Origin of the sequence: Pseudomonas sp. NPDC096917, from assembly GCF_044762555.1 — a bacterium.
Classification (GTDB): domain Bacteria; phylum Pseudomonadota; class Gammaproteobacteria; order Pseudomonadales; family Pseudomonadaceae; genus Aquipseudomonas.
The window spans coordinates 1-12477 of sequence record NZ_JBIWEO010000036.1; the positions used below are offsets into that span (position 1 = coordinate 1).

Below are 12477 nucleotides of genomic sequence, written 5' to 3' on the forward strand. Positions count from 1 at the left end.
TTGGACAGGCCTTCATCAAGGGTGAATTCGATGACCTCGAAGTCGGCGCCACCGCTGGGTTCGAAGGTGTAGCGCAAGTCGCTTTGGCGGGGCATAAGACGTCTAGTCCTTGACGGTAATAAATGCGCTGGCAAGTTCAGCGGGGTGCTGTTCGACCAGTTTTTGATACAGGTCCGGCTCCCATTGCGCGGCCGGGGTGGTTTGCATCACCCGAGCCACACCGGCGCTCAGATCAGTGGCCAGCCAGCCCAACCCGCGGGCCGCCAACACATCGGCGGCAATGACGGTGGCGTAACAGCGTTGGCGTGGCGCACGGTAGGCCGCCTGCATTTCCTGCAAGCGCAACAACACTACTTCCACGCCTTCCTGATTCAACTGAGTCACCAATTCGTCGCGCAATCCGGCGTATTCCTGTACCGGACTGCTGCTTTGCTCCCCGTTGGTGCCGGTCAGCCAAGCCTGAGTGGGCGTATCAACAAAGGCCGTGCCGTCGCTGAAACACAACTCCATCAAGGCTGGAACCCTTCGCACAAAGCGTGCGCAGGCCTGACGAATGCCGTCAGCTACCTCATTCATTTCCAGCCGTGCAGCAACGCTTGCAGCTAGAAAGCTGCCACGCAGCCAGTACGGCGCGGCACTGACGCTTTTTTCAATGCGCAGCAACAACCCGGGGTCAATGGCATTGGAACCCAGCGCATCCTCATAGCCGGCAACGATGTCGCGTGGCACTGCCATCAACTCTGTTCGCCGGTCACGGGTCACCGAGGGGGCTGCATGCAGATGCGCCCATAGACCGAAACGTCGCAACTGATAACCGGTCGGGTCGTAAAGATCGTGCTGGTTCACAACCTCAGCCATATTCAACAGCGCACGGCGCTGCTCGCGCTCATTGCCCGCCGGCACCGTGTTGGAGCCGGACAAAAACGCCGGAGTGAGCGCAGCATCCGCCTGAGGTCGAGATCCGCGAACGGTATTGGTCGAAGCCGGCTCGACCGCCTGCAACGCGCATTTCGCTAACGCCTGATGCAGCGAATTCAGTTCGGATTGATCCAGTTGCGCCGCCTTGACTCGGCCATCAAGCTGGATCAAGGCCTGTTCAGCCACCGCCTGATGCGCCGGATTGAAACTCAATTGATCCAATCCAGGTAACGCTTCAATCAGGCGCTGCAATAGCGCTTTGACCTGCTTGCGTTTGGCCAAGTATCCGGTCGGTCCAGGCTTGGGGTGGGCGCTGTCCCAATACTGCTCAACCATCCCGGCCAACAGGCAGAGCGCATCAGCCCATTGCGACCATTGCCGGGTACGCAGCCAGACCGTCTGCAGATGGGCAACAATACGAAAGTGCTTGCACTGGGTGGACAGGTACTGGCGCGCTGCCTCGTCGATATAAGGCCAGTCGATACGGGCCTCGTGCAGGCCACCGAGCTTGACCATCTCCTGATCAATAGCCTGATAGGTTTCATCCTCTACATCAAAGTAGCCAGCAGGCTGTTGCGGATCAATCGGGCCCAGCAGCAAGGCTACGATCCCAGGCGGCACATCAATCACCAGCGACATAACTGGCGCTCCTGCTCAATCAACACGCCTAAGCCGTCGGCGTCGAACATCAAGCCATCCAGCGGTGGGTAATCACTTTCCAAACGTAAACGCTGACCGCCCCCCATGCCACGCAACAAGTCGATGGCGGGCAGCCCGCGCCCGGCATCAATGACCTGGCCGCTATCGAGTACCCGCCACTCTCGTGCGGCAGCCAGCGGCAGGTCATCCTTGAAGAGCCGCAAGCGAATGCGGTTCGGCACCACAGGTTCGGCCATCAGCAGTTGCAAGGTTGAAATTCCTGATTGGCAACTGATCACCAAGTAAGGTCGCAGACCGACCGCACCCAACGCGGGCGCCGAAATCAACAGCTGTGGTTGAAGGGAATGATCAGAGACAGGCCAGCGCGACAGCAAAAACCGGCTGTCTTCGGGAGGGCGCTGAGCCTCGTTCACCTGTACCCAGTCGGCCACCTTCGAGAGCTGTTTGGCCGCCCTACGCGTCGTGGCTGGCGGCACCCGCGCAGGCGTACCCGCTGCCTGATCGAAACAGGCCAGGCGCTCCAAAGCCGACACCACTGCAGTGCAGTCACGCACAGGCGCTGCCTGCGCCTGTACGGCCAACCCCACTACACTCCCCAACACCCACATCCCGGCGCTTTTAATCAAAACAGTCCCATCCATTTAGGTGACCATTACAGGCCCTGCACCGCATGCCATGAGGCAAATCACTCCACCATTAAAACGCCCTTGCAACGTGTGGGCGCAACAACTTAAGTGCAATCAATCGCACCTGTTTTTATATCTCCACAGGCTTAATACATTTACAAACACCCCCCTCAAAACAATCACCGAAATTTCCCACACTGGAGATTTATCCAATATTAATTTTGAGACACAGGAATAAACGTAAAGCGCACAACACCAACAAACACACAATAAGAAAAACTACAACATAGCAACAAAAAAGCTTCTCTTCCTGTAGGGATTTTCTTAAATTTCAACAACTACTCAATTAGTTCAATCTTCCGGCAACTCGCCAGTATTTATCGGTAAATATTCCTACAACAAACAAGCTGATGGACTACGTTACAGATCTCCTTTTTTATGAGTTAAATACCACAACTTCTGAAAAAGGATGTTTCCCATGTCAAAGAAAGTTGGCTCAGTTGCACCCAAAGAACGCATCAATATCAAATACGTTCCTGCTACCGGCGATCAACAGGCAGAAGTAGAACTACCGTTGAAGTTATTGATCACCGGTGACTTCAAAGGTCATGGCGAAGCAACTTCTCTGGAAGAGCGCCAAGCCGTTCGCATCGATAAAGACACATTCAATGAAGTACTTTCCAAAGCCAACATTAGCTTGGAAATGGCCGTGCCGTGCGTACTGAATAACGACCAGGAGAGCGACCTGCAGGTCAGCCTGCAGTTCAACACGATCAACGACTTCGGCCCTGACGCCGTAGCGCGCCAGGTTCCCGAGCTGAACAAACTACTGGAACTGCGCCAAGCCTTGGTAGCCCTCAAAGGGCCGATGGGCAATGTCCCGGCCTTTCGCAAGCAATTGCAGCACCTACTGAGCGATGAACAGACCCGAGCCCGTCTGATCAGCGAGTTGAACCTAGCGCTGGACGCCCCCTCGCCCTCGGCCTAAGGCCATTTGAGTTGAATTGTATCCCTGCCATCCGATTCGAACGGAGTAATGCCATGCATACGCAAAGCCCTCTCGCCCCTTCTGTGGACATCATGGACGCCCCCTTGGAAGGCACCCTGCTAGATCAAATCATGCAGCAGACCATGCTACAGCCCAGCCAAGAAGGCTATGCCGTCGCCCGGCAAGGTGTGGCCGCTTTTATCAGTGAAATCCTCAAGAGTGACAATACCGATCAACTGATCAACAAGCACCGGGTCGACCAGATGATTGCCGAGGTGGATCGCGCCTTGGGCAAACAGATGGACGTGATCCTGCACCAGCCCGCCTACCAGGAGCTGGAATCGGCATGGCGTGGCCTGAAGCTGTTGGTTGATCGCACCGATTTTCGCGAAAACATCAAACTAGAAGTGCTGCACGTCACCAAAGACGAGTTGCTGGAAGATTTTGACAACGCCGGCGACATTACCCGTAGCGGGCTGTACAAGCATGTCTACACCGCCGGTTTCGGCCAATTCGGGGGCGAGCCGATTGCCAGCATCGTCGGTAATTACACCTTCGGCCCGTCCTCGCCAGATATCAAACTGCTCAGCTACATGGCCTCGATCGGTGCCATGGCCCACGCCCCGTTCGTGACCGCAGCTGGCCCGGAGTTCTTCAATCTGGACGGGTTCCAGAACCTGCCCAACCTCAAAGAGGTCAAGGACATTTTCGACGGCCCGCGCCACACTAAATGGCGCAGCCTGCGTGACTCCGAGGACGCTCGGCATCTGGTACTGGGCCTGCCACGCTTTTTGTTGCGCCAGCCTTACGACCCGCTGGAAAACCCGACCAGCAGTTTCATGTACGACGAAACCATCGACGGCCAGCACGACCATTACCTGTGGGGCAACACCGCCTACCTGATTGCCAGCCGCATCACCGACAGCTTTGCCCAATACCGCTGGTGCGCGAACATCATCGGCCCGCAATCAGGTGGTGCTGTCGAAGACTTGCCAGTCCACCTGTACGAAGCATTCGGGCAGTTGCAGGCCAAGATTCCGACCGAAGTGCTGATCTCCGATCGCAAAGAGTTCGAACTGTCCGAAGAAGGCTTCATGCCGCTGACCATGCGCAAGGACAGCGACAACGCGGCGTTTTTCTCAGCCAACTCCGTACAGCGGCCGAAGAACTTTCCCAAAACCCGTGAAGGCCAAGAAGCCCAGACCAACTACAAGCTCGGCACTCAATTGCCGTATTTATTCATCGTCAACCGTTTGGCCCACTACATCAAAGTGCTGCAGCGCGAACAGATCGGTAGCTGGAAGGAGCGCCAGGATCTGGAGCGCGAGCTCAATATGTGGCTCAAGCAATACGTCGCCGACCAGGAAAACCCCTCCTCTGACGTGCGTAGCCGCCGCCCGTTGCGTGCCGCCAAGATCCAGGTCAATGACGTCGAGGGCAATCCAGGCTGGTATCAGGTCTCGTTGGCTGTACGTCCGCACTTCAAATACATGGGCGCCAACTTTGAAATATCGCTGGTCGGGCGGCTGGACATGCAGTGACGGAGCGCCTTGATGGCCAGTTTGTTCGAACGACTTGAGCCCGACGCACCGCCGCGTCGGCGCTTGACACGCGAGCAACTGGCGCACCAACAGGTTGCAGCAATCAAACAGCACTTGGAGCGCCTGCTCAATGCCCGACGGGGCTGCTCCCAAAGCAGCCCCGAACTGGGCTTGAACGATTTCAATGGCGGCGCGATTGGCAGTGCTGACTTGGTCATCCACATCAGCACCGATATCCGCCGCTCGGTAGAGGCCTTCGAGCCACGGATCAAGGTGCTCGGCGTGCGGTTCCAGCCTGACCCGGAACTGCCACTGGAGCTGACCTTTCGGCTCGACTGCCAAGTGCGACTCAACAACCAGGACGAGTTGGTACAGCTCACCGTGGGCATGCACGGCCAGAACCGTTACACCCGCGTGACCTGAGGACCCTATGAATTTACGCGATATGTTCAGCGACGAGATGCGCTATTTGCGTGAGCTGGGTCGCGAGTTCGCCCAAGACAACCCGCAACTGGCGCGTTTTCTCGGTGACGAGGCTGGCGACCCGGACGTAGAACGGCTGCTCGAAGGTTTCGCCTTCCTCACGGCCAAGTTGCGCCTGAAAATTGAAAGTGATTTTCCGGAACTGACCCATCCGCTGCTACAGATGCTGTGGCCCAACTACCTGCGCCCGCTACCCAGCATGACCATGGTGCGTTTCGATCCGGTCAAGCAGTCGGTGACCCAGCGCCAAGTCTTGCCCAAAGGCAGCCGTTTGTTCGCCAAGGAGGTGGACGGCATTCGTTGCGAATTTCGCACCTGCACAGACGTCACCCTCTTCCCATTGTCATTGGTTGAGGTCAGCGATGCGCACAGCCGTGAAAAATCGGTGATGCGCATTGACCTCCAAGTACAGACCCAGCACCCACTCAATGAAATGGCCTGTGACCACTTGGATTTTCATCTAAGTGGCGACAGCAGCACCGCCTTGACCCTGTACCTGTGGATAGCACGCTACCTCAAGTCGGTGCATGTCCAGATCGACGGTACGCGTTACAGCCTGTCCAGCAAAGACCTTGCCTTTCCTGGCTTCAGCCCAGAGGAAGCCTTGCTGCCCTACCCGCGCAACGTGTTTGATGGCTATCGCATCCTGCAGGAGTACTTTGTTTTCCCCCAACGGTTTCATTTTTTCAGCCTGACCCGACTGCTGCGGGTATGGCCAGCCATTCAGGCCCAAACCCTGCGCTTCGAGTTCGAGTTCTCCAGACCCATGCCGTCCACGGTTCGGCTGAAAACCAGTGACATCAGCCTGTACTGTGCACCGGCAGTCAACCTGTTCCAGCACGACGCCGAACCGCTCAACCTCAACGGGCGCACAGTGGATCAGCGGGTACAGCCCAGCGGCCAGCGCCCGGACGCCTACGAGGTGTTCAGCATCGACCGGGTCACCGGCCAGGCGGAAGGTCAGGCCGCGCGCGTCTACCCGCCATTCGAGTCGTTCCAGCACGAAATTGAACATGCCCAGCGGCGTACAGCGGTTTACTACCGGTCCCGTGTTGAAGACTCGTTGGGCCGCGAAGGCATCCTGCATCGCATAGCGTTTGTTCGCGGCGATGAAAGCGCGCACATCGACCGCCAGGAAACCATTTCGCTGGAATTGACCTGCAGCAACCGTGACCTGCCCCAGGCACTGGCCGTGGGCGACCTGAGCCTGACCACGGAGCACACCCCGACGCTGGCCACCTACACCAACCTCACTGCGCCCACCCGCAGCTACCCGCCTGTGCTGGATGCCAGCCTGCACTGGACACTGATTTCCAATTTGTCACTGAACTACCTGTCGCTGTTGTCGGCAGAGCCACTGAAGGCGGTCATTCGTGCCTACGACTTTGCCGCGCTGCATGACCTGCAACAGGCCCGTGCCACGCGCAAGCGTCTGGATGGCATCGGCGAAGCCACCACCCGGCCCATTGACCTGCTGATGAAAGGCTTGCCCATCCGCGGCCTGAGCACGCACTTGAAGCTGGATCAATCAGCCTTCCTCTGCGAGGGCGATCTTTACCTGTTCAGCACGGTGCTGTCCCATTTTTTCGCGCTCTACGCCAGCATCAATGCCTTCCACCAACTGGAAGTGACCAACATCACCAATAACGAGCACTACCAATGGCCCCTGCTGACCGGCAAACAACCCGTGATCTGACCGACACGCTGCTGGCCGACGCACGGAACTATTCGTTCTATCGTCTGCTGGAGCATTTGCATGCGCTGCATGGCGATGACCTTGAAGTGGCTGCGCCAAGCGCGGCCAAGCACCGTCGTGTGCGCTTGCAGACCCATCCTGGGCTTGGGTTTCCGGCCTCCGACGTGGCCATGGCCGAACGTCTGGATGAAGACCATTACCGTGTGCAGACCACGTTCTTCGGCTTGCATGGCAGCGACTCGCCGCTGCCCGGCTACTACCTTGACCTCGTCGCCTATGAAGATGCCCAAGGCCGTGGCATTCGCCCGGCGTTTCTGGACTTTTTCAACCATCGCCTGCTGACCTTGCTGCATGACAGCTGGCGTCGCTATCGCTACTACATCCGCTTCCAGTCCGAGGCCCGCGACGGCTATTCGCGCTATGTGTTTTCCCTGATCGGCCTTGACGACAGTGAACTGCGCGGAACCACGGCACTGCCATGGAGCCGCTTGCTGAGCTTTGCCGGGCTCATTGCCAGCCGCAGTCGCTCACCGACCATTGTCGCCGGAATCGTCGGCCACTGCTTTGACCTGCACGGCGTTCATATTCGTGAATTCGAAGCGCGCTACGTCACGCTTCAGCCCCACGAACAGTTGGCACTGGGACATCTGGACAAAGGCGTACTGGGCGACAGTTTTGTCGTCGGTGGTCGGGTCAAGACCCGCCGCAGCAAATTCACCCTGGTCATCCCGGATCTGGATGAAACGCGCTTTCGCCAGTTCCTGCCCAGCGGCCAACAGTTTCAAGCCTTGCGCACGCTGATGAATGTGCTGCTTCGGGACGTGATCGCCTACGACCTGGAACTGGGCCTGCGCCAGGAAGACGTACCGCCATTCAACCTCGGCCGCCAACACGGCACCCACTTGGGCTGGACCAGTTTTCTTGACAAACAAGACCAGCGCCAGACCGCCGTGGTGCGGATCAAGGGCCGATCATGACCCTGTCGGCTCCCCGCATGACCCTGGTGGTACGCAACCCCGAGCACCTGCTGCATGGCTGCACGGCCAGCCACCCGTTCGACCACGCGGGTGGCAGCATTGGCAGTGCTGCCTGTGACTGGCGGCTCAATGACCGCCAACACGCGATTCAGCCACTGCATTGCGAAATACGCCTGGTTGAGGGCCGTTTTTGCGTGATCGACCGTTGCGGACTCACCCGCCTCAATGGTCACGCCCTGGCCATGGGGCGCAACACGACAGTGCGGCTCAACGAGGGCGACAGCCTGCATGTGGGTGCCTACACCCTGAACGTGTACTTCCAGCACGATCAGGGCGCGACACACAACGTGGCTTACCAGCACCTCAGCCAGCACGCGATTACGGCCCTCTTTAATGAAAGCCGCTGCCCGTTAGAGACGCTGCTGGAGGGGCATCAACCCGCGCCGGAAGCGGACGTCCTCACTCAGGAGTACTCGCCGGAGTTCGAACGCCTGGGCACACCGTTTGGCTTGCATGAGCAACACGACCCCTTACGTGCACTGGACGCCACTTGCGCCGTGCGCGCGCCCACGGAACTGACCCTGGCGACGTTCGAGCACGCCCCCCACGTCACCCCCCTTTCTTGCCGCCTCACCGCTGGAGACAAGCCCATGACACAACAGCCTGTTTCGCCCGGCCCATCCCCGGCGCGGTACCCTGCTGTGATCGCCCGTGCCCTCACCCTGATCATTGCCTGCCTGTTGCTTGGCGGCTGCACGGTGCTGGGCAAACTCGGCCACGTCATCATGAACCCCTCCACGCCGGTGGGTGAGCCGAAGGAGCAGCCTACCCAGATCGCCCTGAGCCTGTACGCCACTGACACCGTCAACCCGAACGCCGGTAGCGTGCGCGATAACTCCACGAGCGAGCAAGAAGGCCATGTGCCGCAAAAGGCTGCCGGCTATACAGTAAATTTCAGCGCCAGCAGCCCGCTTGACCTGACTGAAAGGTTGGAGGCCCTGCTCGACCACCTTTACACCACGTCCCCTGCGTACTCAGCAGTCACACAGGCTGCCGATGCCCCGGCGATGTCCCCTCTCGAACGCTCCGTGCTCGGTGACTATACCGATACCCAGGTCAGCTTCACGGCGCCGGGCCACAGTGCATCCACGGCGCCCACACCCGAAGACATCGCCACGCCCATTGCCTTCAGGATCGTGCAGTTAAAAGACGACTCGCTGCTGCAGGACGCCAACCTGGAAGCGCTGACCAAGGACCTGCAACAGGCACTGGGCAGCACTTATATCGATGCAGATGACTACGTGCTTCTCCCCGGTCAATTCAAGTTCATCGACTACCAGGCGATCGACGAAAAAACCCGCTACCTGGCGGTGATTGCCCGCTACCACGAAGCCAGCGGCACACAGTGGAAACGGATTCTGCGCGTCGACCCCAAAGGGCGTCAGTACGCCTTGCTGGCGCACTTCGATACCACCGGCGTCGAGTTCAAGGACGAGACGCCATGACCCGCAGCGTCCATCCGTTCTGCCCGCCGACGACTGTCCTTTTCTTCCCTTTGCAGAGAGCCTGCCGATGAGTTCCAACCCCGTGATCTGGTACGAAGGTTTGTTCGTCAAACCCCAGCACTTTCAACAGCAGGCCCGTGCAGCCGAGGCGCAGTTGCAACAGCGCTTGAACTGCCTCAATGACACGCTGTATGGCTTCAGTGAGCTGGAGCTCAACCCCGAATACCTGAGCTTCGGCAAGATCGCCATCATCCGCGCCCGCGGCGTGATGCCCGATGGCAGTGTCTTTGATATTCCCAATGACCAGCCGCCCCCACCTCCGTTGGACATCCCCGACAGCTCGGCGGTCAACCAGATCGTTCACCTGTGCCTGCTGTTACGCAGCGATGGAGCCGTGGAAGTGCAATGGCCCGACAGCTACGCCAACAGCCGCTACAGCGCCCAACGCAGTGAGGTGCACGACACCCACAGCGAAGAAGGCGACCAAGTGGCTATGGAATTGGCCGTACCGAACCTGCAGATGATGCTGGAGCGCAATGATCGAAGTGCATTTACCGGAATTGCATTGGGCCGGATTCTGGACAAGCGCCCAGACGGCAGCCTGGTGATGGATGAAGATTTCTACCCCACCAGCGTGTCCGTGCACGCCGTGCCACCGCTCAAACGTTACTTAGGGGAAATTGCCGGGTTAATGCGCGAACGTGCCCGCGCCATTGCCGAGCGCATCGGCTCGGCCAGCCAGTCCGGGGTGGCTGACGTCACCGACTTCAACCTGTTGCAGACCCTCAATCGTCTTTACCCGCTGTTCCAGCACCTGGCCCGCCGCCAGCATGTGCATCCGGAGCAGCTCTACATCGCCTTCAGTCAGGCCTGCGGTGAACTGGTTACCTTTACTGACGACGGTCGCTTACCCCTGGAGTATCCGGCCTACCAGCATGACCAACTGCGCAAATCGCTCAAACCGCTGCAGGACACCCTGCGCCGGGCCCTGGGCACTGTGCTGCAACCGCGCGCCGTCTCGCTGCCAATCGAAACCCAGCAATATGGCGTGCTGACCGCCGCCGTGCATGACCGCATGCTGCTGGAGGACGCCGAGTTCATCCTCGCCGTGCGTGCGCAGATGCCGCTGGACATCCTGCGCCAACAATTCCTGCAACAGACCAAAGTCAGTTCACTGGAGCAACTCAGCAAGCTGGTCAGCCTGCAACTGCCCGGTATCCCGCTGATCCCGCTGCCGGTTGCACCTCGGCACCTGCCCTTCCATGCCGGGTTCAGCTACTTCGAACTCGACCGCCATCATCCTGCCTGGCAGAGCCTGACCGGCGCAGCCGGCTTCGGCTTCCACATCGCCGCTGACTTCCCTGAACTGGAACTGCAGTTCTGGGCCATCAGGAGCCAATGAGATGACAGATTCGATCACTCCACCCCACACCGAGCAGCCCGATCCGTCACTGAACAAGATGCTGCACAAAGTAACCGACGGCGACTCGACTGCATCAGCCGCTGCGCCCCAAACACCGCAGGAGCTGGAACAAGCGGACCCGCAATTCCAACTGCGCGGTCTGGCCTACAACCCCTTGGCCGACGCCGCCATGCCCTTGTTTGGGCTGGCCATCCGCCTGCGCTCACTGGATCTGTGCGACGACGTGCCCGCCTTGTACCGCAGCGTGCATAACCAGATCACCACCATCCTCGAAGAAGTACGTCAATCCGACTACGACGATGCAACCCGACTCGCCTACTCCTACAGCCTGTGCCTGCTGATGGACGAAACCGTGATGGCGACGCCTTGGGGCAAACATTCCACGTGGAGCGGCTGCTCCTTGCTCAGTGACATCCACAAGGAAACCTGGGGCGGCGAGAAATTTTTCACCGTGCTCTCGCGCCTGCAAATGGACGCGGCCAAGTACCAGCACCTTCTGGAGTTCATGTACCTGTGCCTGTGCATGGGCCTGAAAGGCAAATACGCCCTGCAGCCGAACGGAGATGCCGAGCGGCAAAAGATCATCACCAAGCTGCACCGCATCCTCCGCGACCTGCGCGGCCCTGCGCCCGAGCGATTGACCGACCCACTGAGCAACGTCGCCCCGCGCCACTATCGGGTCAACCAGCAGTGGCCGTGGTGGACGCCATGGGCCGCAGTCACAGCGGTACTGGTGGTCGCCTACACGGTGTATGCCGTGCGCCTGAACACCATCACCCAGGAGGTGCTGCGTGCTCTGGACGGGATTCTCACCCTTTAAACCCTCGGGCCCGACACGCAGGCCTGCGCTGAACCCTATCGCTCTCAGCCCCTAAAGGCTGAGCGCGAACTACGAATTGGCGCCCTTCGCGCCAGTACCCACCGTCAGGTCGACGGTGGCGACCTGACGGTCGTTTATTTAAGCGCTACAAGGAGTTTTCCATGTCTACACCCGCATACATCAAGATCGAAGGCAAAACCCAGGGGCTCATCACACAAGGCGCCTTCACCGCCGACTCGGTGGGCAATGTCTTTGTTGAAGGGCATGAGGACGAAATCCTCGTTCAGGCGATTAAACACTCGATTAAAACGCCGACAGACCCACAAAGCGGCCAACCCGCTGGGCCTCGCGTGCACTCGCCTTTCATCTTCACCTGTTCCATGAACAAAGCCATCCCACTACTCAACGTTGCACTGGCTACCGGCGAGACACTGACCAATGTGCTCGTGGAGTGGTATCGCACTTCAACCGACGGCAAACAGGAGAAGTTTTATCGCACCCTGCTTGAAGACGCCACCATCGTCTCCATCGATACCACCCTTCCCCATGCACAAGATCCAAGCAGTGCCAGCTACACCCAAATCGTTGAGGTCAGCATGACCTATCGCAAGATTATCTGGGAACACACCATCGCTGGCACCGAAGGCTCGGACGACTGGCGCAAGCCGGTTTAACCCAACGCAACCACGCCTGCTCGCTGATGGGCAGGGCTTTAACTGTTCGCTACCCTCCAGCCCGTCGAGATCACGGGTTGGGCGGTAGCGTGCCTCAAGGAGGGCGCCATGCCCCGCCAAAGCGACTTGCGCTACACCTTCGAACCCAGCGGTGGCGCCGACTTCG

Annotated in this window: 11 protein-coding genes; 9 read left to right on the forward strand and 2 right to left on the reverse strand. The window is 59.0% G+C overall.

Annotated elements, in window-relative coordinates; genetic code table 11:
• Positions 1-102 precede the first annotated feature (102 nt).
• Together tssA and vasI are read right to left on the reverse strand one after the other, a co-directional pair.
• Complete coding sequence (gene tssA / locus ACIQYF_RS23325) at positions 103-1557, reverse strand: type VI secretion system protein TssA (protein WP_402866548.1); 1455 nt, start codon at positions 1555-1557, stop codon at positions 103-105.
• The gene (gene vasI, locus ACIQYF_RS23330; protein WP_402866551.1) at positions 1545-2219 is read right to left on the reverse strand and encodes a type VI secretion system-associated protein VasI; all 675 of its coding nucleotides are present in this window, start codon (positions 2217-2219) and stop codon (positions 1545-1547) included. Before vasI ends, tssA begins: the two co-directional genes overlap by 13 nt.
• Before the next feature lie 463 nt (positions 2220-2682).
• On the opposite strand from vasI, the gene tssB reads away from it, so the two are divergent.
• From tssB to ACIQYF_RS23375, 9 genes are all read left to right on the forward strand, one after another.
• A complete protein-coding gene (gene tssB, locus ACIQYF_RS23335; protein ID WP_402866554.1) occupies positions 2683-3192 on the forward strand; it encodes a type VI secretion system contractile sheath small subunit in 510 nt (169 codons plus the stop codon).
• 53 nt (positions 3193-3245) lie between these two features.
• On the forward strand, positions 3246-4733 hold the full coding sequence (tssC, locus tag ACIQYF_RS23340; protein ID WP_402866557.1) for a type VI secretion system contractile sheath large subunit: 1488 nt from the start codon (positions 3246-3248) through the stop codon (positions 4731-4733).
• A gap of 12 nt (positions 4734-4745) precedes the next feature.
• The gene (tssE, locus tag ACIQYF_RS23345; RefSeq protein ID WP_402866560.1) at positions 4746-5156 is read left to right on the forward strand and encodes a type VI secretion system baseplate subunit TssE; all 411 of its coding nucleotides are present in this window, start codon (positions 4746-4748) and stop codon (positions 5154-5156) included.
• Between the two features lie 7 nt (positions 5157-5163).
• Positions 5164-6912 carry a type VI secretion system baseplate subunit TssF gene (gene tssF / locus ACIQYF_RS23350; RefSeq protein ID WP_402866563.1) on the forward strand — a complete coding sequence of 583 codons (1749 nt, stop codon included), beginning with the start codon at positions 5164-5166 and terminating at the stop codon, positions 6910-6912.
• A complete protein-coding gene (tssG, locus tag ACIQYF_RS23355) occupies positions 6876-7889 on the forward strand; it encodes a type VI secretion system baseplate subunit TssG (RefSeq protein ID WP_402866567.1) in 1014 nt (337 codons plus the stop codon). Before tssF ends, tssG begins: the two co-directional genes overlap by 37 nt.
• Positions 7886-9394 (forward strand): type VI secretion system lipoprotein TssJ, encoded by a 1509-nt coding sequence (tssJ, locus tag ACIQYF_RS23360; protein ID WP_402866570.1) that lies wholly within the window; start codon positions 7886-7888, stop codon positions 9392-9394. The genes tssG and tssJ overlap by 4 nt, the downstream gene beginning before the upstream one ends.
• Before the next feature lie 67 nt (positions 9395-9461).
• Entirely contained in the window at positions 9462-10796 is a 1335-nt protein-coding gene (tssK, locus tag ACIQYF_RS23365; RefSeq protein ID WP_402866573.1) for a type VI secretion system baseplate subunit TssK, read from the forward strand.
• Position 10797: 1 nt separating this feature from the next.
• On the forward strand, positions 10798-11637 hold the full coding sequence (gene icmH, locus ACIQYF_RS23370; RefSeq protein ID WP_402866575.1) for a type IVB secretion system protein IcmH/DotU: 840 nt from the start codon (positions 10798-10800) through the stop codon (positions 11635-11637).
• Positions 11638-11798: 161 nt separating this feature from the next.
• Complete coding sequence (locus tag ACIQYF_RS23375; RefSeq protein WP_402866578.1) at positions 11799-12311, forward strand: Hcp family type VI secretion system effector; 513 nt, start codon at positions 11799-11801, stop codon at positions 12309-12311.
• The last annotated feature ends 166 nt before the right edge of the window (positions 12312-12477 follow it).

Coding starts and splice junctions, on each gene's coding strand:
- tssG (WP_402866567.1), top strand. CDS start 6,876: ATGGCCCCTGCTGACCGGCAAACAACCCGTGATCTGACCGACACGCTG.
- ACIQYF_RS23375 (WP_402866578.1), top strand. CDS start 11,799: ATGTCTACACCCGCATACATCAAGATCGAAGGCAAAACCCAGGGGCTC.
- tssA (WP_402866548.1), bottom strand. CDS start 1,557: ATGTCGCTGGTGATTGATGTGCCGCCTGGGATCGTAGCCTTGCTGCTG.
- tssC (WP_402866557.1), top strand. CDS start 3,246: ATGCATACGCAAAGCCCTCTCGCCCCTTCTGTGGACATCATGGACGCC.
- tssE (WP_402866560.1), top strand. CDS start 4,746: ATGGCCAGTTTGTTCGAACGACTTGAGCCCGACGCACCGCCGCGTCGG.
- tssF (WP_402866563.1), top strand. CDS start 5,164: ATGAATTTACGCGATATGTTCAGCGACGAGATGCGCTATTTGCGTGAG.
- tssJ (WP_402866570.1), top strand. CDS start 7,886: ATGACCCTGTCGGCTCCCCGCATGACCCTGGTGGTACGCAACCCCGAG.
- icmH (WP_402866575.1), top strand. CDS start 10,798: ATGACAGATTCGATCACTCCACCCCACACCGAGCAGCCCGATCCGTCA.
- vasI (WP_402866551.1), bottom strand. CDS start 2,219: ATGGATGGGACTGTTTTGATTAAAAGCGCCGGGATGTGGGTGTTGGGG.
- tssB (WP_402866554.1), top strand. CDS start 2,683: ATGTCAAAGAAAGTTGGCTCAGTTGCACCCAAAGAACGCATCAATATC.
- tssK (WP_402866573.1), top strand. CDS start 9,462: ATGAGTTCCAACCCCGTGATCTGGTACGAAGGTTTGTTCGTCAAACCC.